Origin of the sequence: Catenisphaera adipataccumulans (assembly GCF_014202755.1) — a bacterium.
In the GTDB taxonomy this organism is placed as follows: Bacteria; Bacillota_I; Bacilli_A; order Erysipelotrichales; family Erysipelotrichaceae; genus Catenisphaera; species Catenisphaera adipataccumulans.
The window spans coordinates 192,532-212,071 of the sequence record NZ_JACHHK010000004.1; the positions used below are offsets into that span (position 1 = coordinate 192,532).

17 protein-coding genes are annotated in these 19,540 nt (G+C 44.8%); 15 read left to right on the forward strand and 2 right to left on the reverse strand.

The features are described from left to right. Position 1: 1 nt before the first annotated feature. From HNQ47_RS06670 to HNQ47_RS06710, 9 genes are all read left to right on the forward strand, one after another. Complete coding sequence (locus tag HNQ47_RS06670) at positions 2–475, forward strand: PTS sugar transporter subunit IIB (RefSeq protein ID WP_183328619.1); 474 nt, start codon at positions 2–4, stop codon at positions 473–475. Between the two features lie 13 nt (positions 476–488). Further along, positions 489–1,250 carry a PTS mannose/fructose/sorbose/N-acetylgalactosamine transporter subunit IIC gene (locus HNQ47_RS06675; protein WP_183328620.1) on the forward strand — a complete coding sequence of 254 codons (762 nt, stop codon included), beginning with the start codon at positions 489–491 and terminating at the stop codon, positions 1,248–1,250. Between the two features lie 12 nt (positions 1,251–1,262). Beyond that, positions 1,263–2,099: a PTS system mannose/fructose/sorbose family transporter subunit IID gene (locus HNQ47_RS06680; RefSeq protein WP_183328621.1), complete on the forward strand. Its 837-nt coding sequence runs from the start codon at positions 1,263–1,265 to the stop codon at positions 2,097–2,099. A gap of 17 nt (positions 2,100–2,116) precedes the next feature. Then, positions 2,117–2,869 (forward strand): ChbG/HpnK family deacetylase, encoded by a 753-nt coding sequence (locus HNQ47_RS06685; RefSeq protein ID WP_246346093.1) that lies wholly within the window; start codon positions 2,117–2,119, stop codon positions 2,867–2,869. Positions 2,870–2,871: 2 nt separating this feature from the next. Further along, complete coding sequence (locus HNQ47_RS06690) at positions 2,872–3,516, forward strand: beta/alpha barrel domain-containing protein (RefSeq protein ID WP_183328623.1); 645 nt, start codon at positions 2,872–2,874, stop codon at positions 3,514–3,516. Next, a complete protein-coding gene (locus HNQ47_RS06695) occupies positions 3,513–4,457 on the forward strand; it encodes a phosphoglycerate dehydrogenase (protein ID WP_183328624.1) in 945 nt (314 codons plus the stop codon). The genes HNQ47_RS06690 and HNQ47_RS06695 overlap by 4 nt, the downstream gene beginning before the upstream one ends. Positions 4,458–4,685: 228 nt before the next feature. Next, positions 4,686–5,759: a mandelate racemase/muconate lactonizing enzyme family protein gene (locus HNQ47_RS06700; protein ID WP_183328625.1), complete on the forward strand. Its 1,074-nt coding sequence runs from the start codon at positions 4,686–4,688 to the stop codon at positions 5,757–5,759. A 62-nt stretch (positions 5,760–5,821) separates the two neighbouring features. Beyond that, positions 5,822–6,991 carry a DUF819 family protein gene (locus tag HNQ47_RS06705; RefSeq protein ID WP_183328626.1) on the forward strand — a complete coding sequence of 390 codons (1,170 nt, stop codon included), beginning with the start codon at positions 5,822–5,824 and terminating at the stop codon, positions 6,989–6,991. Continuing rightward, a complete protein-coding gene (locus HNQ47_RS06710; protein ID WP_183328627.1) occupies positions 6,992–9,085 on the forward strand; it encodes a CocE/NonD family hydrolase in 2,094 nt (697 codons plus the stop codon). A gap of 46 nt (positions 9,086–9,131) precedes the next feature. On the opposite strand, the gene HNQ47_RS06715 is transcribed toward HNQ47_RS06710, so the two are convergent. Next, positions 9,132–10,280: a cobalamin-independent methionine synthase II family protein gene (locus HNQ47_RS06715; protein WP_183328628.1), complete on the reverse strand. Its 1,149-nt coding sequence runs from the start codon at positions 10,278–10,280 to the stop codon at positions 9,132–9,134. Between the two features lie 148 nt (positions 10,281–10,428). Next, positions 10,429–12,519, reverse strand: a complete 2,091-nt coding sequence (locus HNQ47_RS06720; protein WP_183328629.1) for a glutamine synthetase III family protein — start codon at positions 12,517–12,519, stop codon at positions 10,429–10,431. 125 nt (positions 12,520–12,644) lie between these two features. Here HNQ47_RS06720 and HNQ47_RS06725 point away from each other — a divergent pair, with 125 nt between their 5' ends. The 6 genes from HNQ47_RS06725 to HNQ47_RS06750 all read left to right on the forward strand — a co-directional run. Next, positions 12,645–13,808 (forward strand): AI-2E family transporter, encoded by a 1,164-nt coding sequence (locus tag HNQ47_RS06725; protein WP_183328630.1) that lies wholly within the window; start codon positions 12,645–12,647, stop codon positions 13,806–13,808. A gap of 55 nt (positions 13,809–13,863) precedes the next feature. Further along, a complete protein-coding gene (locus HNQ47_RS06730; protein ID WP_183328631.1) occupies positions 13,864–14,196 on the forward strand; it encodes an ankyrin repeat domain-containing protein in 333 nt (110 codons plus the stop codon). Positions 14,197–14,237: 41 nt separating this feature from the next. Beyond that, positions 14,238–15,197 (forward strand): helix-turn-helix transcriptional regulator, encoded by a 960-nt coding sequence (locus HNQ47_RS06735; protein WP_183328632.1) that lies wholly within the window; start codon positions 14,238–14,240, stop codon positions 15,195–15,197. Between the two features lie 18 nt (positions 15,198–15,215). Beyond that, a complete protein-coding gene (locus HNQ47_RS06740) occupies positions 15,216–16,685 on the forward strand; it encodes a DUF2779 domain-containing protein (RefSeq protein WP_246346097.1) in 1,470 nt (489 codons plus the stop codon). A 1-nt stretch (position 16,686) separates the two neighbouring features. Then, complete coding sequence (locus HNQ47_RS06745; protein ID WP_183328633.1) at positions 16,687–17,694, forward strand: zinc dependent phospholipase C family protein; 1,008 nt, start codon at positions 16,687–16,689, stop codon at positions 17,692–17,694. 172 nt (positions 17,695–17,866) lie between these two features. Further along, on the forward strand, positions 17,867–19,540 hold a 1,674-nt coding region (locus tag HNQ47_RS06750; RefSeq protein ID WP_484482986.1), incomplete at its 3' end, for an N-acetylmuramoyl-L-alanine amidase family protein.

Sequence of the window (19,540 nt, forward strand, 5' to 3'; positions counted from 1 at the left end):
AATGAGTAAAATTGTTTTAGCTAGAATTGATGACCGTTTGATTCATGGTCAGGTCATGACAGCATGGGTATCGTATGTAGGCGGAAAAGAAATTCTTATTGTCGATGATAAGGTCGCAAAGGATCCTTTCTTAAGCGCGGTCATTGGCGGCGCCGCACCAAAGAATTTAACCGTGAAGACATTTACGGTCGATCAAGCCGCCGATTATTTATCAAGCAGCAAAGATGATACAGAAACGATTCTTTTAGCAAAAGGACCAGAGACCTATCTGTCTTTGTTGGAAAAAGGCGTTCCTATTAAAGAAATCAATCTAGGCGGAATGGGATCGAAACAAGGACGTAAAAAATTATACAAAAATATTGCAGTGAGTGATGCAGAACGCAAGGTGTTCCAATCTTTAATGGATCAGGGCGTTCATGTATACATTCAAGTCGTTCCGAATATGGAATCGGTAGAGTTAAAAAAGGTAATTTAGCTGGAGGAGAAATATGCATATAACGATTATACAAGCTATTTTAATTGGTTTGATTTATTACCTGGGTGCGAATGGTACACCATGGTTTACAGTCAACTTAGGATGGGCTTTCCGCCGTCCTTTGATGCAAGGTTTAGCAGTTGGACTCGTATTGGGTGATCCTGTAAAGGGTTGTATTGTCGGAGCCGCTATTAATGTTACTTATTTAGCACAGATCACGGCCGGCGGTGCACAAACAATGGATGAAGGACTTGCCGGTACAGTCGGCACCGCAATTGCGATTATTTCAAATACATCAGCAGCCGTTGCGGTAAGTTTAGCAGTGCCAATTTCCTTGCTGGGAAATTTAATTTGGATGATCTATATGACCGGAGATATTTTTATTGTCCATCGTGTAGATAAAATTGCTGAAACAGGCAATGTTCGTAAAATTATTTTCTGGAATATTGTTCCAAGTCAGATTTTCAAATGTTTGCTTTACACGATCCCTGTAGCTATCGCAGTTTACAGCGGTACAGGAGCCATTACATCGCTTCTGAACAGCCTGGAAGGAACACCAGTAATTGATTGTTTAACGACGATCGGTACGATCCTGCCGGCTTTAGGTATTGCGATGAACTTCAGAGCGATTTTATCGACAATGGGAAATAAAGCTTATTTATACTTCTTGTTAGGTTTTGTATTATTGTCGTATTTCGAACTGCCATTATTAGTCATCGGTATTTTAGCAGTGATTTTGGCAATGTTGACCCGTACTGCTTCAGAGACGGAATAAGGAGAAAAGTTTATGAGTGAAAATAATGTCGTAAAACAAGAAAAGAAATTGACGAAAAAAGATGTCTTTCGGTCTTATTTAATTTGGACATTCTTCAGTCATAGTACATATAACTATGAACGTATGCAGGCAACTGGTGTGCTGCATGCTTTGGCACCATGCTTGGAAAAATTGTATGGCAAAGGTACGCCTGAGATGAAAGAAGCATGTAAAAGACATATGGAATTCTTTAATACAGAACCAAATTTAGGTGGATGTATTTTGGGCATGACGCTGGCCATGGAAGAGCAAAAAGCAAATGGTCAAGACATTGATCCAGAAATGATTTCCAGCGTCAAGACTGGTCTGATGGGCCCGTTGGCTGGTGTTGGTGATACGATTTGGCAAGGAACTCTGTCGCCGATCGCATTAGGAATTTTACTGGGAATGGCACAGGAAGGAAACTTAATTGCACCTTTGCTGTATGTCATCATCATCGCGGTCGTTCTGTTTGGTGAAGGCTACTGGTCCTACATGAAGGGCTACTACAGCGGCCGTGAAGGAATCACAAAGATCATCAGCAGCGGTTTGATCAAGACCGTTACCGAGAAAGCCACGATTGTCGGTTCTACCGTACTTGGCGGATTGGCTGCTTCTTATGTAACTGTAAAATCTGGTCTGGTTCTGCATTTAAGCAGCGGCACATTGAATCTGCAGACAGATGTTTTGGATTCGATTTTCTTAAATCTGCTTCCACTGTGCGTCACGTTGTTGACAGTATGGATGCTGCGTAAAAAGATGAATGTGAATGCTATTCTTTTGATTTTGATTGCCATTGGTGTTGTTGGAACTTTGATTGGTTTCTTTTAAAAAACATGAGAGTAATCTTGAATGCCGATGATTTTGGAAAAACGCATGAATCAAATCAAGGTGTAGTCTTTGCTTTGAAAAACGGATACTGTTCTCAAACTTCTGTAATGGTGAATTCAAATTATTTTGATGAAGCTGTTGATTTGGCAAAACAATACGGTTTCATGGATAAGGTCGGTCTGCATATTAATTTATTCGAAGGAACACCGTTGAGCCGGAAAATACGATCCTTAAAGCACTATACCCGTTATGATATGTTTGATTATCGTCCTGACTTCACGCGTAAATATTTTGCGCGTGAAGTAGAGGCGATCCAGGAAGAACTTGAAGCACAGATCCAAAAATATTTAAACGCAGGATTCTCATCTATGAACATTGATTCACACCATTGTGCTTTTTATGACATGTCCGTTTTAATGGCATTGCTTCCGTTATTAAAAAAATATCATTTTCAGTCGATGCGTTTTATCGGCAATAGTTATTTTAATGGATCCAAATTTCGAGATTGGTATGGGAATCGCTGGATCCAGGCATTTGGCAGTTTAGAGATCAAGCATCCCGATTATTCCAGCAGTGTTGCAACATTCAGTAAAAATAAAAAGAAGGGTGCATCGATCCTTATGAAGTCAAACGCTGCAGAAGTTTATATTCATCCTGTATTGATTGGAAATCGTCTAATTGATGATTACACAGGAGGAAAACACATTGTGGAGACTTTTCATGAATGTGGTTTGGATCAAATGAATTTTATAACATCAAAGGAGATATAGATATGAAGAAAGCTGAAACAACTTTAAAAATGGCGAAAACCGGTGTCATGGCAGTCGTTCGGGTTGAAACGATCGAACGAGGTCTGGAAATTGCCAAAGGATGCATTGACGGCGGTGTAAATATTATGGAAATCAGTTATACAAATGCCAATGCAGGTGATGTGATTCGCAGCATCAAAGAAAAATATAAGGATCGTATTTGTGTCGGTGCCGGTACGGTTCTAGATGCTGCAACGGCGCGGATGGCTATCATGAACGGGGCTGAATTTATGGTGGCACCGAACTTTGAAGAAGAAGTATCCCGAATTTGCAACTTATATCAGGTACCATATGGACCAGGATGCACGACATATTCTGAAGGACTGAATGCTTTAAAATCCGGAGCAGCTTTTATCAAAGCATTTCCGATTTCAAATTATTATGGACCGAACTTAGCAAAAGTATTTAAGGTTCCATGCCCGCAGATGCCAATTTTAGCCAGCGGCGGCGTCAATTTAGAGAATGCCAAAGAATGGATCAAGAATGGTGCAGAGGTATTAGGCGTCGGAGGGCTGCTGACCAAAGGGGATGCAAGTCAGATCGAACAGAATGCAAGACAATTAGTAAGCCTGGTAAAAGAAGCACGAAATGAGATGGCAGCGGCATGAGGGTCCTTGTCACACCAAGAGGGTATGCGCGGTATGGCTCGGAAGCCAAGAAAAAGTTAGAATCCTTGGGATTAGAAATGGATATCAACGATACAGGGAAACCGCTGTCAGCAGATGTTTTTCGCAAGAAAGCGAGTCAAGCTGATGCGGTTATTGTAGGTGTTGATCGAATGGATGCGGATTTAATTGATGCATGCCCGAATTTAAAAATTATTGTAAAATTCGGTGTCGGTACAGACAACATTGATGTAGAATACTGCAAACAAAAGGGAATTCAAGTTGAGCGTTGTATTGGTACCAATGCCAATGCGGTAGCTGAATATACGATTGGCATGTTATTTAACTGTGCTCGTTCCTTATCGAACAGTGTTGCAGAAGTGAAAGAAGGCTCCTGGAAAAAAACGACTGGGATCGAGCTTACTGGTAAAAATATCGGCATTATCGGTTTTGGCCATATTGGAAAATTAGTGGCCAAAATGGCATATGGTATCGGTATGAATGTGCTGGTTTATGACGCATTTGAACTGACATCAGATGATTTAGATGCTTGTCAAGCAAAACAATGCACTTTGCAGGAAATTCTGCAAGAGGCAGATTTTATCACAATTCATGTTCCTTTAACCGAAGATACAAAAAATCTGATCGCAGCGCCGCAATTTAAAACGATGAAATCAAGTGCTGTATTGGTCAATGCCTCCCGCGGCGGTATTGTCAATGATCAAGATGCTCTGGATGCTTTGAAAAACAATGAAATCAAAGCGTATGCTGCCGATGTCTTTGAAAGCGAACCACCTGAAGATATTGACTGGCAGCAAGAATTATTATCATTGGATTCATTTTATTTAACACCACATATTGGCTCTAGATCCAAAGAGGCAGAAATCAATACGGTGAACCGTGCAACGGATATATTATTTCATTTTTTCTCTCCTACAAAATAACTACATATAATTAAAAGCCTGTTCTATCAAAAGAACAGGCTTTTTATGATTGAGTCTTTTATATAAAGGTATTTTATAGAAGATTTTTCAGCTTTATATATTCTAACATGAAAGTAAATGTAAGCGAAAAAATGTAAATTAATATTATATTTGACGGCAATATGTGACTACGGTAGAATGAAATAGACTGCGATGGAATGAAATTTTTTCCAAAACGGGGAGGAAGTTATGAAAATAATCGATGTAACTTATCAAGTGATTCATGTTCCGATGAAAGAGACTTTTCGGGTCGCGTTTGGTGAAATTTCCGCATCGGAAAATGTGATCGTGAAATTAACATGTGAAAACGGCCAAGTCGGATATGGCGAAGCGAGTCCATTTGGACCGGTCACTGGTGAGAGCACAGCCAGTGTCTGCAGCGCGTTGGATCTGTTCCGCAAAGGCTTGGTAGGCATGGATGTTATGGACATCGCCGGTGCGCATGCCCTGATGGACCGTTTGTTGGTGGGGAATACAAGTGCCAAATGTGCGGTCGATCTGGCCATGTATGATCTGCGCGGCAAGCTGATGGGGCAGCCGCTGTACAAGATTTTAGGGAGCGACCAGGCAAAGGTAGAAAACGATATTACGATCGGCATTGATACGCCGGAAAGAATGGCACAGAAAGCTTCGCAGTATGTCAAAGAAGGCTTTTCTATCTTGAAAGTGAAAATTGGCCTGCATGTCGAAGAGGACATTGAAGCACTGACCAAGATTCGGGAGACTGTCGGTCCGAAGATCCGTCTGCGGGTGGATGCCAACCAAGGATATGATGCCGCACAGGCGATTCGTGTTCTGCGTTCTTTGAAGCCACTTGGCGTAGAGGCGATGGAACAGCCGCTGCCGCACTGGGATATTGAAGGACATGCGCTGGTGCGCGAACATGCGGACGGCATCAAGATCATGATGGATGAAAGTCTGCACACACCGTATGATGCCATGCACATCGTGCAGGCAAAAGCAGCCGATGTCCTGAACATTAAATTGATGAAATGCGGCGGGTTATACCCGGCACTGCAGATTGCCGCGATTGCCAAGGCGGCTGGTCTGACCTGCATGGTCGGCTGCATGATGGAGACCAAAATTGCCATCACAGCCGGTATCAGTCTGGTCGCCAGCCGGGATAATATTACGGATGCTGATTGTGACAGCTTTATGTTTGCCGCGGATCCGGATATGGGCATGCCGGGCGGTTTTACCTTTGACGGCAGCATGTTCACGTTATCCGATCAGCCGGGTCTGGGACTCGATATCAATTTTTGATCCGGATTTCACGATGCTTATTATCGTAAATCATAAATAGAGAATAAGGAGAAGAGAAATTTATGCAAGGATTGATTCAATCACCGGAAGGCTTGTTCATGGTCATCTTTTTGATGATCGCAGCAGCTTTCCAGCTTCAGAAAGTGAAGTTCATCAAAACATTGGGGCCGGTATTGACGGTCATCCTTATGGGCATTGTCCTGTCCAACATCGGGGTCGTACCTGCCTATACGGAAATTTACTCCGGCGTCAGCCAATATCTGGTTCCAGTCGTCGTTAGTTTGTATTTACTGAATCTGGATCTGAAAAAAGCGAAGATCTTACTGAGCCGTGATTCACTGATCTCGTTTTTCTCGATGTTATTCTGCGTCTGTTTTGTGACCGTGATCGCCGGGTTGTATTTTGCCCCGCGTATTGCGGAAGGATGGAAGATTGCCGGAATGTTTGTCGGCACATACACCGGCGGCAGCAGCCAGCTGACTGCGATCGGAACGGGTCTGGAAGTCAGCAGTACAACATTGGCCATCGCCAATGCGGCAGACTATATCGTTGGTATGCCGGTCATGATCCTTTTCTTTGCGGCGCCGGCCTTGATGGAAAAATCAAAATGGTTCAACAAGCATTGGCCGTATCATTTAACGGAATCAGAACGGCTGGGCAATGCGGATCATAAGACATTGATGGACCCAATGGAATGGAGCATCAAAGACATCGCTTATTTATTGGCCATTGCTTTGACGGTTGTGGTCATTTCAACCAATATATCGCAAGCCATTTTCCCGGAAAGTCTGAAAAGCCCGATGCGCATCATCGAGATCTCGACCCTGTCGATCTTAGTAGCTCAGATCCCGGGCGTGCAGAAACTGCGCGGCAACCAGGATTTAGGCCTGTTGCTTTCGATGGTATTCCTGGCAACGATCGGTTTCCAGGTCAACATCGCTTTCTTTGCTGGATCGGCCGCAATGGTCATTGCGTTCTGTGCTGTGGTCATCATTGGCAGTACGCTGCTGCATCTTTTGGTCAATCGTGTCTTCAAGGTGAAGTATGAATTCACGTTGTTATCGATCATTGCCGGAATTGCCGACGGAACAACTTCGGCTTTGGCGGCCAGCGGTGCCAACTGGAATACATTGATCCAAGTTGGCCTGGTCATGGGGGTTCTGGCTGGTGCGATCGGCAATTATGTGGGCATCGGTGTCGCATTCTTGCTGAAAATGTTGATAGGTGCCTAAATGAACACGTGGACGCTTTATGTTTCCGGCATCAATTATGGACAATTAGAACGGTCTCAATCGGGGTTTCGTCTGTCTTTGCTGGATATTCATACGGCGGCATATAAGTCCTGGCAGGGCCTCGATGCAGAGACATGCCGTTATCTGCAAGGCTTGACGCACATCGATTTTGCACATTTAGGCGCCCGACTGCACGCCTGTCAGACGGCTTTGAATATCGGAAAGTCTCAGTTTACTTTGGCGGACGGCTGCCGTTATCAAAAGAAAGATGCCAATCATTACATCCAGCGTGATGTTAAATTTCCTTTGGACCTGATCGTCAGTGATGGTGAAATTGTCGGCGTACAGACGCCGGGACGCGAAGGGACGACTGTATTGGTCGACCCGAATTATAAAAACCTCACTGTCATCCATGCATGGGAAAAATACTTTGAGCCGCATATCCATCCGATCGCAGATGTAAAAACGGTTTTTATTCCGATGCGGGATGGTGTCCGGCTGGCAACGGATATCTGGCTGCCGGCAGACGTAAAAGAACCCGTATCCTGCATTTTGGTCCGCACTCCGTATGGACGGGATCTGGATGCGGTGACTTTTCTGCGCTATGTACAACGTGGCTTTGCGCTGGCGGTTCAGGATGTGCGCGGCCGCAATGACAGTGAAGGGGACTGGCTGCCGGAATACAGCGAGACCGAAGACGGCAGCGATACATTGGACTATCTGGCTGACCAAGACTGGTGCAGCGGCCGGATCGGCATGATCGGCGGCAGTTATTTAGGCTATGTGCAGTGGGCCGCTGCGGCTTCGGGCAATCCGCACTTAAAAGCCATGGTCAGCCAAGTCTGCTCCGGTTCTGCTTTCATTGATATTCCAAGGCGGGGCGGCACGCTGATCAGCGGTATGCTGGCATGGGCGTTTGCGGTCAGTCAGCGTAAGATGGATGCCGCAAAGATGGTGCGTGATGACTGGGACGAGGTCCTGGCTTACCGGCCGTTAGCAGATGTCTGCAAACATGCCCTGGGCTATCCGGTTCCGTTTTGGACCGAATGGCTGTCCCATGATCATGATGATGCTTTCTGGTATCGGGGCGACTGGTATCAGCGGGCTTTAGACAACGGCGGCGTTGATGTTCCGACTTTGATCATGTCCGGTTGGTTCGATGATAACGGCATGGGCACGACCCAGGCTCTCGATCTGACCAAAGAAGCCAAACCAGGCCGACGCAAAGTAATTTTAGGTCCATGGAAGCACAGCGGCAATGCGGATTATGATATCCACGGAGTCTATATGGGAGATAATGCCATTCGCTATGATCTGGATCTGCAGTATTTCTTGTGGTTCCAACGTTATTTAGAAGGTATTGAAAACGGCATCGATCGAACCGCGCCGGTAGAGTACTTTACGTTAGGTCAGAACCAATGGAAACAGTCTCAGCAATGGCCGCCGGAACAGACTCAGCCTTTGACTTTATATTTATCCGGAAAGGATGCGAATACTCGCCTTGGCCATGGAACTCTGACATTTGAAAAGGAAGCGGCCGCTGTAAAAGACACACTGATTTATGATCCAAAAAATCCGGCTGTGAATATCATCGATATGAGCGAAAACGAGCTGGAAGTACCGGAAGATTATACGGAACAAGAAAAGCAGACAGATTATCTGGTGTATACCAGTGAACCTTTGAAAGAGGATATTATCATGACCGGAGATGCGAAGGTCCGTCTTTATGTTCAAAGCGATGTTCCGGATACGGATATCGTTGTGCGCCTGACCCGGGTGGACGAAGACGGGACCTCGATCAAATTGGCGGACGGGCTTTTCAATATGAAATTTGTCGAAGGATTTGATCATAAAGTTTATATGGAAAAGGATCGGGTTTATCCAATCACGATTCGAACGACGAAATTGTCTGCAGTCTTTGCCAAGGGGCAGCGGATACGTCTGACCGTGACCTCCAGTGCGGTCAACTTCATTTTTCCAAATCCCAACACCAAAGAGGGGTTCTCTTCTATGAAAACACAGATTGCGCACAATAGCTTATGGCATGGAGGAAGCTATGCCGCACGAATCGAATTCCCGGCTGAAAAAGATTAAGTATTATAAAAGACCATTTAGCTCTGCTAGATGGTCTTTTTTAACATTATCCAAAGAATTTTTTCGCAATGGCTTGTCCCTGGTCGATCTTTGCCCATTCCTGAGCCATGGTTAGTTCATTGCCGCAGTCACAGGAAGCAAAGCCGCATTGATGGGAAAGGAACAAACGCTCTTTTGGTAAGATCTTGGCGGCCTGATCCAACAGGCGCAGAGCCCGCTCTTCATCGTCCAATGCCGCAGTTTTGCTGGAGAGCACCCCAAGGACAACTTCTGCTTCTTTATCTTTCAGCGCTTCCAGTGCGCTGATGGCACCGGCTCGTTCATCATCCCATTCCAGGAAGAAACGATCATAGTGCTGTTCGCCTAAGAATTTTGCGGCGATGGCCTCATAGGTGCCGCCGGATGCATGCCGGCTGGCATAATTTCCGCGGCAGTTATGGGTCCACACTTTTAATCCCAGTTGATGGCCGTAATCAGCGATCACGTTATTCAAAGCGACAAAGCCATCGGCCAGCGCCGGCAGATCGCCATTGTCTTCGGCAAAGAAGCTGTCCGGATTTTCCGGATCAAAAAGCTCCCATAAGCAGTCATCGAACTGAATGATGGTGCCGCCTGCGGCTTTATAGTCATCCAAAAATTCTTTATACGCCTGGATCAGACCGGCCTTTAAATCATCCGCCGTCTTATAGACTTGTTCCGGTCCGTAGAGATGGTCAAAGACACTTAATTCCGTAAAGGCATGTGCAAGGGACCAAACGGTCAGTTTGGCCTGACGGCCCTGTGCCAGCGACTTAGTTTGTTTGAACAAATCGATAAAGTGGTGATGTTTTCCGGACAGCGGTTTTATGATACGTAAGCCGATATCTTTCCGTGTTTCAAAATTGGAATGTCCGTCATGATCTTTGAACGTATAACCGTGATCTGCGATGTATCGTTCGATTCCATCCAGGCCCCAAATGAAGTCCAGGTGCCACATGGATTTGGTGTACTCGCCGTCGGTGATCACATCAATGCCATGGTCAATTTCTTCCTGGATCACCTGGGCGACTGCCTGGCTTTCGCATTCCTTGTAGCCAGGGAAGTCATCGTAAAAAGGATAGGTGATATCGTCCCGTTGTTCAATTTTGTTTTTATAAACCAATAAATCGCGCGGGCGCAGCAAGGAGCCCACGATCTGAAATTTACATTCTGACATATGTATTCCTCCTGTATGATGGTGCCATTGTATCAGAAGGAAGGAATATACACGAATACGAATATTATTCTGTTGAATATAGAATGAAGCTATAGATACAAGATAAAAATTCAGCTGACGGATATTGTCAGCTGAATTTTTATATAGATTAGTCAATGGCCCGGAACAAGAGGTCGTTGTAGTCCGGCATCGGCCAGACATCGCGCGGGATCCGTGCTTCGATGACGTCGCTGAGCTTGCGGATCGCATCCATGAGCGGCAGCAGTTTCTGTGCAGCAAAGTCAGCCGCTTCCTTGGAATCGGTAAAGCTTTTCTGAATCAGTTCTTCCAGTTCTTCCAAATGCTGTTCGATCAGTTCCAAAGCATCATTGATTTCCGTCAAGTATTTATTTTCCATCGTGAATTTGATGCCGGCTTCTTTCTTTGTCTGGATGATCGAAGCTAGTTTTGCTTCATAGTCCAGAACAGCCGGAATAATTTGTTTCCGCAGCATATAGGCCATGGTCTGCGCCTCAATGTGGATCACTTGATAATAGCCCATCAACAGAATGTTCTGGCGGGCATGCAGTTCATTGGCTGTATATACTTTATGACGGCCGAACATTTCCAAATAACGGGGTTCGGTATAATGCGGCAGGGCATCGGCGGTCGTTTTTAGTTCAGACAGACCGCGTTTCAAAGCTTCCTGGCGCCATTCTTCCGAATAGCCGTTGCCGGAATACAGGATGCGCTGATGTTCCTTAAATGTGCGTTTGATCAGTTCAATATTCGCTTCCTGAACTTTTTCCTGGCTGACGCATTCAAGTTCTGCGGCAAACTGGGTCATTTCTTCGGCGACGATGGTATTTAAGATCGTGTTCGGACAGGAAATATTTAAAGAAGATCCTAACATGCGGAATTCGAATTTATTGCCGGTGAACGCAAACGGTGAAGTACGGTTGCGGTCGGTCGTGTCACGGGAGATCTTCGGCAAAGCCGTGATGCCCAGCTGTAAATCCGTATTGACGGTATTGTGTTCATCTTTGCCGGAAATCAGGCTGCGGATGATCGCATTGAGTTCTTCTCCTAAATAAATGGAAATAATGGCCGGCGGGGCTTCGTTTGCGCCCAAGCGATGATCGTTGCCGGCCGTAGCCACTGAGATCCGCAGCAGATCCTGATATTCATCGACGCCTTTGACGATCGCAGCCAGGATCGTCAGGGAACGGATATTGTCTTTCGGATCATCGCCTGGTTCCAGCAGGTTCTCGCCGGTATCGGCCACGATGGACCAGTTGTTGTGCTTGCCTGAGCCGTTGACGCCGTCGAATGGTTTTTCATGCAGCAGGCAGACCAAACCATGATGATGAGCCACGCGCTGCAGCACTTCCATCATCAGCTGGTTCTGATCACCGGCGACGTTGCCGGCCGAGAAAACCGGTGCCAGTTCAAATTGGCATGGAGCGACTTCTTTATGTTCCGTCTTGGCATAAACGCCCAGACGCCATAGTTCTTCGTCGACCTCTTCCATATAGGCTTTGACGCGCTCATCGATGTTGCCGAAATAATGATCATCAAGCTCCTGCCCCTTGACCGGCGCGCTGCCGAACAAGGTCCGGCCGGTGATGATCAGATCCAGCCGCTGGCGGTACATTTCTTCGTCGACCAGGAAATATTCCTGTTCCGGTCCGACGGTGGTATTGATCTTATTGATGTCGGAAAAGCCCATGACATGAAGCAGGCGCACCGCGGCTTTATTTAAAGCCTGGATGCTGCGCAGCAGCGGCGTCTTCTTGTCCAGTGAGGATCCGTCATAGGATAAAAATAATGTCGGGATATATAAGGTCTTTTCTTTGACAAACGCAAAACTTGTCGGATCCCAGGCAGTATAGCCGCGGGCTTCAAAGGTGGCGCGCAGACCGCCGCTCGGGAAGCTGGAAGCATCCGGTTCGCCTTTGATCAGTTCTTTTCCGCGGAATTCACTGATGACGGATGTCGGTCCGGTCGGGTTGATGAAGGCATCGTGCTTTTCTGCCGTGATCCCGGTCATCGGCTGGAACCAGTGGGTGAAGTGGGTGGCGCCTTTTTCAACGGCCCAGTCTTTCATTGCATTGGCGACCACGTCCGCGATCTCATTCGGCAGTTCTTTGCCATTGTCCATGACATCGCACATGATCTTGAAAACTGAGTGCGGTAAGTATTTTTGCATGGCCTGACGTCCGAAGACATCACAGCCAAAGTAGTCATCTACGACTTTCATTGATAAACTTCCTCCCGTTTTTTTGTTTCCTATATAATACCATTGGAGTATATGGTTTGTCTAAAAGAAGAACCAACTTGTTCAATTGACATGGATGATGTAAAATTAACCCAGGAGTGATGTGTATGTTCCATGTGCCGGAAAAATACAAAGAGAAGGCAGAATTCTATAAATACATGATCTTTTTCATTACGATCGTGTTGTTAGTGATTATATATATCGATAAAATCGGGACCTTCCTGGCATGGGTGATTTCGATTTTGTTTCCGTTCATTCTCGGCCTGGGCTTTGCGTTTGTATTCAATGTGATATCAAACGGGATCATTGGTTTTCTGGTCCGGTTCTTCCATCTGAAAGTGACCAAGCGCAAGCGGACGTTGATCAATGTGATCACGGTCTTACTGGTCGTACTGGCCATTGGCTTCTTTGTGATCAAACTTGTCCCGCAGGTGGTCCACTCCATCACCAATCTGACCAATGACCTGCCGGGAACATTGACACATTTTCAGGAATCGCTTTTGAAATTGACCAAACGTTTTCCGTCGATCCACCGATTCATTGAATCCTGGGATCTGAATGTCAAGACGCAGTCCGATGCAATGGCGCTGCTCGATAAGTTTTCCGGCTGGTTTTTGGGCGGCGGCAAGTTCATGGATAATGTCAACAATATTATTTCAACGACCATTTCCTGGATGACAACGACTTTGATCGCGTTGATTTTTGCGGTGTTTGTTTTATTCAATAAAAGAACGTTCATGCGCGATCTGAAAAGTATACCGAAGGCTTATCTGCCGGAACGTGCGTATTATCAATGTGCGCGGATCTATAAAGTATTCCGCACGACTTTTACAAAGTACATCGGCGGCACGCTTTTGGAATGTTTGATCCTGGGAACGCTGGTGACGATCGGCGCGACGCTGTTAAGGCTGCCGTACTCCTTGCTTTGTGGTGTGATCGTTGCCATCGGTGCTTTGGTGCCGATGTTCGGAGCGTTGGTTATGGCTATTCTGGTAGCGATCTTTTTGGCCCTGGAGAATCCGATCGACGGTATCACGTTCATTGTTATGTTTATCTGCATTCAGCAGGTGGAAGGCAACTTTATTTATCCGAATGTCGTGGGACGCTCCATCGGTTTTCCGCCGATGTATGTCATTGTCGCCATTACCTTGGGCGCAAATGTCGGCGGTGTATTAGGCATGGTAATTTTCATTCCGCTGCTTTCTTCCATCTATCAGCTGGTGCAGGAAGATGTGTCGAAACGACTTTTGAAGAAAACGAACAAGACATAAATAGTGTCAATATAAGATGTATTCTGTCCTTGTGAAAAGAAAGAAGGAATCAAGGATGAATGCAGAAAGAAAATTAGCTATGGCATTGTTGAATGCAGTATGGAACGAAGATGTCGAAGGAGTTCGTGCTTGTTTGAAAATGGGCGCTTCACCGAGTTGGATCTTCAATGGCTATCCAATCCTGATGCATGCCATCACGGTGGGTAACGAAAAGATCGTCAATATTTTGATTGATGCCGGCGCCATTCAGACACAGGAAGCCTTCGGATTTGCGTTGGAACACGGAATCGGCAATATGATCCGGCCGCTGCTGTTTCGGGGAATTGTCCCGAAGCATTTTGAAGGACAGCCGGGATTCGGCGATTTTCCGCAGCGATTTGCATACTAGCACAGCCATGGCTGTGCTTTTTTCTATATAGGAGGATGTTTATGAATCGTACCGCACTTTGTATACGGATGTTGATGTATCTGAAAGCCAACGGCTTGACCAATACACGGACTTTGGCCGATGTGCTGGAAACCAATCCGCGCAACATTCGTGAATTTAAAAAAGAACTGGTGACTGCCGGATACAATATCAAAGAAATCAAAGGCCGTTACGGCGGGTATATGCTGGATGAAAATGATTTATTTCCAGCTTTGAAACTGACCGATTCGGAGCGGGATGCCGTGGCGGATGCAAATCAATTTTTAAAATCGCACCGGGAATTTGAGCAGACCGAAGAGTTTGAAAAAGCGTCGATCAAGATCTTAAATACCTCCAAAGATACAGATGTACAGAATCGGATCCGCATGTTGGGGACACCGAACGTGGCATTGAGCCGGCATGAACGGCAGATGCTTTCCATCTTGATGGAAGCGAAAAAACGAGAGTGCTGTGCCCGTTTGATCTACCGCAATGCATTTGAAGATACGATCAAAGAACCGCATGAAGTATTGCTGGATCCCTATGAGATCATCTTATGGTCGAATGTCTTTAACAATGCGTACTATGCGATGGGATATAAACACAATACCAGCGATGTCCGGTGCTATCGGATCAGTGATATCCGGATGCAGAGCTGTGAACTGACGGACATTGGCTTTTTGAAAGATCCGACATTTCATCTAGAACAACATGTCGGAAAAACCTCTTTGTTCAAACATGCTCCCGTACGGGTCACTGTTTCGGTATTGAGCGAAAATGTGATGCATGATATGTATTGGGGACAGAATGTCCGGCAGGAAGAAGAGAATGTGTTCTCTTTCGATGTCGATGATCTGCATACATTTTATTCTCAGGTGTTCTTTAAACGCGATCATATTCAAATCTTGTCGCCGGATGAGGTGGCAAGGGAGTATACGCGTAATTTAAAAACCATTTTGCGAATGTATGAAAATGAAGTATGATGGTAGTTAGGTGAAGTTATGTTACATGTAAGTGATTTAGTGCATGCGGAAAAATGTGAAGCCTATGCTTGGAATTGTGCGCATCGTAAGCTGCCGTTTCAGAGTTACTATCATATGGATGTTCCGTTTTCGGCATTGTGGAAACAATATTTAGGTTATCAGACGTATGGTGAAGGCCATGTCGGCCAAACCAATTCGGATACTTTGTCCTTATTAAAAAAGTACGACGTCGTTTATCAGGCGCGTTTTGAATATCGCGGACTGCGCACGAAGATCCCGGTACTGATCCGAAAGGACCAGGGCTGGCTGGCACTGTATCCGCATTTGAGCGCGTATCCAAAAGAAGAGGAAGCGCGGTTCATGAAACTGAATGATCAAGCTGCGGCCTCGATCGGCGTAACGATTTGTGATCATGAAATATTATATTTAAATAAAGATTATGTACGGCAGGATGAGCTGGATCTGTCGCAGTGTTTTCTGCGTTCGAAACAGCTATTCAACCACCGCAATCATTTAAATAAAACCATCCAGGAATGCATTGACGAAACTGAGCTGGATCTGGATGAGTGGATCGACAAAACCAAACCCATTCTGGAAGGGGAACGTCCGGAGATCAAGCGGACCAAAGCGTGTACGTCCGGCCGGCGCTGTGTGTATTATTCGTACTGTTTTGATGAATCGAAGGAACCGGATGATTCTGTGCTCTTTTTGACAACATCGCAATACAAACTGGATGCTTATGAAAAGGGGATCCGCCATATCAAAGATATGCCGATCGATCAGCTCGAAGGATTTCGGCTGCAGTATTCCCAATACATGGCCAGCCGCAACGGCGGACAGTTTGCCGACCGCAACGCGATCCAATCATGGCTGAGCCATATTCAGTATCCGATTTCTTATTTGGACTTTGAGTGGGATACATTTGCGATCCCGCCGTATCGGGGCATGCGGCCTTTTGATGTGCTTTGTTTCCAATACAGTCTGCACATTGAAGAAAAGGATAAACCGCTGCGCCATGAGGACTTCTTCGAGAGCGGCGACTGCCGGGAGGCATTCGTGAAATCCCTGATTGAAAAGATCCCGGCGTCCGGTACGATCCTTGTCTATAATATGGAAGGGGCAGAGAAGCTGCGGCTGACGCAGCTGGCGGAGCAGTTCCCACAGTATGCCGAAAAACTGAAAACAATATGCGGCCGGATGGTCGACTTATCCAAGCCGTTTGAAGCCGGCTTACTGTATGACAACCGCATGCGCGGTCATTACTCGCTGAAGAGCATCCTGCCGGTGTTCAGCGATCAGTATTCCTATCAGGAACTGCCGGTATCGGATGGAATGGATGCGGTGCAGGCGTACCGCGAGTTTGCCAATGCCGATCCGGAAAAACAAACGAAGATCAGAGAAGCGATCCGGACCTACTGCAGTCTGGATACGCTTGCCGAATATATTGTGTACCACGGCTTATTGGATTTGAATAAGGAGGAAAATTAATATGCCGAATATTATTACTCATGTGCTTTTTGCGCGGGAGTTGGAAGACGAAAAACTGAACGATGATCTCAAAAAACGGATCGAAGCACGTCAGCAGCTGTATGAAATCGGTGCTAACGGAGCGGATTATCTCTTTTTCCATGGCGTCAATCCCAAGCGGATCCTGGAAAAAAGCACCTTGCGCGTATTGGGACAATATGTCCATCGCCGGGGCATCAATGACTTCTATACCGAAGCATTGGATGTGATCCGTCATGAAAAGGAATCCGATGTCAAGGAAGATGAGATCGTTTATATCATGGGCCATTTGACCCATTGGGCACTGGATTCCACGAGCCATCCGTATATTTTCTGGCGCACGGGCAGCGGCTCCAGCGATGCGAGCATCCGTCACCATAAGTTTGAATCGATCCTGGATGCAGTGATGCTGAAGGTGAAAAAGGAACAAACCATCAAAGATTTTAAGGCTTATAAGATTTGTGAAATTTCCATTGACGATGTCCGTTCCATTTCACGGCTCTACACCCATATCGCAAAAGCGGTTTATGGTGTGGAGATCAAACCGCATCAAGTCCTGGAGGCGCTGAATGACTGGTATCGCTGCCAGAAAGCGCTGTACGATGCAACGGGCAAAAAAAAGAAAGCCTTCCTAAAGGTGGAAAACGCCATTCATACACCGGGTCTGGTTTCTGCGATGTTCGTACCGAAAGACCCGACTGATCCCGTAGATGTCTGCAATCTGAAACATCGCGAATGGTGCCATCCATGCGATGATGAAAAGACCTCGACGGAAAGCTTCTTTGACTTATATGATCGAGCAATGAAAGAAGCACAGCAGGCAATCACATTGTTTATTGCCGCTGTGGATGATCCATCCAAGGAACAGGAATTCATTGACTTCCTGGATAACCGCAACTATACCAAGGGATTGAGCGATAATCCGCCGATGAAGTATTTCGATGACGATCTGAAACAAACCGGCGAAATGTTGATCCAAGAACAGAAGTAGACGAAAGACCGATGAATCGGTCTTTTTTTAAATTGAATTTTCATTCTTGAAAAAAACAAATATATTAGTAAAATTTCTTTCCAAAGTATCAAAAAAAGCAAATTGATATGTACTGAACATTCGAATACATGTTATAATTAATACGTTTTTGGATGGAAAGAGGGAAAATATTTTGAAATGGAAGTCGCGTAAATTGATTTTTACTGCTGCTTCAGTTGCCGCCTTTTCATTTGGCTTTAAAATTGCAAGTACAGATGTTTTGGCAGAATCAGAAACAGCAGCACAACCGACCGCAATTTCTGAAAGCGGAGATTCAACAGTAACCAGCACAGATCCAGCTGCGGAAGAATCTGCAAAGGAAGATAACTCAGTTGATCGTGCATCAGAAGCTGAATCGACAAAAACGGAATCGACGAAAACCGAATCAACGGAAAAGAGTAAAACAACTTCTGAAAAATTCAGCCGTGTTCAGAAAAATCAGGATCTTTATCAAGAAATCGAATCAAGTTCTGAAACAAGTACCGGGTCGACAACTAAAAGCGGATGGTCGGAAGATTACCAAAAATATTATGTAGACGGTATAGCTGTAATAGGCTTTAAAACCATTAATGGCAAAGATTATTATTTTAATGAAATAGGTATTAAAACTATAGGTCAGAAAAACATTGGAGATTTTTGGTATTGTTTTTTAAAGAATCAAACAAATCCACTTAATAATGGAATAATGGTTAAAAAACAATTCTTTAATTTAATTGGTACTTATCATGCTTCTTGGGATAATGACAAAACCGTATACTACGACGAAAATGGACATATGTTATACAATCAAAAGTTTTTAGATGGATACTGGTATTGTTTTGATAAGTATTCTGGGGCGATGAAAACTGGATTTGTATTTTTAGGTACTGATTACCATGCTTCCTGGGATCATGATAAAACGGTTTACTATGATGAGAATGGTCATATGGTTTATGACTTTCAGTACATTGATGGAAATTGGTATTATTTTAACGATAATTCTGGTGCAATGGCGACTGGTTTTATAGAAATACCAAAATCGTATTCAAATGCATTAAGTTCATCTTCTTATACTGTATATTTTATGCCAGATGGAAAAATGGTTTTTGGTCAAAAGAAAATCGGTAAATATTGGTATTGTTTTCAAATAAATTCCGGAGCCATGATTACAGGTTTCATGAATTTAAATGAGTTATATCGTTCAAAAAATGAAGATGACAAAGTTGCATACTATGATAAATATGGTCATATGTTATATAAGCAACAAAAAATCGACGGTTATTGGTATTGTTTTGATAAATATTCAGGTGCAATGAAAACAGGGTTTGTTACCCTGAAAGGCGATTATCACTCCGCAAAAGAACGAGACAAGACAGTATACTATGACGAAAATGGACATATGCTTTACACGCAGCAGCACATTGGAGATTATTGGTATTGTTTTGATAAATATTCAGGTGCAATGAAAACAGGATTTGTTACCCTGGCAGGTGATTATCATTCTGCAAAAGAAAGTGACAAGACAGTATATTATGACAGCAATGGACATATGCTGTATAAACAAAAGCGCATTGGAAATTTCTGGTATTGTTTTGATAAATATTCCGGTGCAATGAAAACAGGATTTGTCAATCTGACTGGCGATTATCATTCAGCAATAGAGGGCGATAAGACAGTATACTATGACGAAAATGGACATATGCTTTACAAGCAGCAGCACATTGGAGATTATTGGTATTGTTTTGATAAATATTCCGGTGCAATGAAAACAGGATTTGTCAATCTGACTGGCGATTATCATTCAGCAATAGAGGGCGATAAGACAGTA

Coding starts and splice junctions, on each gene's coding strand:
- HNQ47_RS06670 (WP_183328619.1), top strand. CDS start 2: ATGAGTAAAATTGTTTTAGCTAGAATTGATGACCGTTTGATTCATGGT.
- HNQ47_RS06675 (WP_183328620.1), top strand. CDS start 489: ATGCATATAACGATTATACAAGCTATTTTAATTGGTTTGATTTATTAC.
- HNQ47_RS06680 (WP_183328621.1), top strand. CDS start 1,263: ATGAGTGAAAATAATGTCGTAAAACAAGAAAAGAAATTGACGAAAAAA.
- HNQ47_RS06690 (WP_183328623.1), top strand. CDS start 2,872: ATGAAGAAAGCTGAAACAACTTTAAAAATGGCGAAAACCGGTGTCATG.
- HNQ47_RS06695 (WP_183328624.1), top strand. CDS start 3,513: ATGAGGGTCCTTGTCACACCAAGAGGGTATGCGCGGTATGGCTCGGAA.
- HNQ47_RS06700 (WP_183328625.1), top strand. CDS start 4,686: ATGAAAATAATCGATGTAACTTATCAAGTGATTCATGTTCCGATGAAA.
- HNQ47_RS06705 (WP_183328626.1), top strand. CDS start 5,822: ATGCAAGGATTGATTCAATCACCGGAAGGCTTGTTCATGGTCATCTTT.
- HNQ47_RS06710 (WP_183328627.1), top strand. CDS start 6,992: ATGAACACGTGGACGCTTTATGTTTCCGGCATCAATTATGGACAATTA.
- HNQ47_RS06715 (WP_183328628.1), bottom strand. CDS start 10,280: ATGTCAGAATGTAAATTTCAGATCGTGGGCTCCTTGCTGCGCCCGCGC.
- HNQ47_RS06720 (WP_183328629.1), bottom strand. CDS start 12,519: ATGAAAGTCGTAGATGACTACTTTGGCTGTGATGTCTTCGGACGTCAG.
- HNQ47_RS06725 (WP_183328630.1), top strand. CDS start 12,645: ATGTTCCATGTGCCGGAAAAATACAAAGAGAAGGCAGAATTCTATAAA.
- HNQ47_RS06730 (WP_183328631.1), top strand. CDS start 13,864: ATGAATGCAGAAAGAAAATTAGCTATGGCATTGTTGAATGCAGTATGG.
- HNQ47_RS06735 (WP_183328632.1), top strand. CDS start 14,238: ATGAATCGTACCGCACTTTGTATACGGATGTTGATGTATCTGAAAGCC.
- HNQ47_RS06740 (WP_246346097.1), top strand. CDS start 15,216: ATGTTACATGTAAGTGATTTAGTGCATGCGGAAAAATGTGAAGCCTAT.
- HNQ47_RS06745 (WP_183328633.1), top strand. CDS start 16,687: ATGCCGAATATTATTACTCATGTGCTTTTTGCGCGGGAGTTGGAAGAC.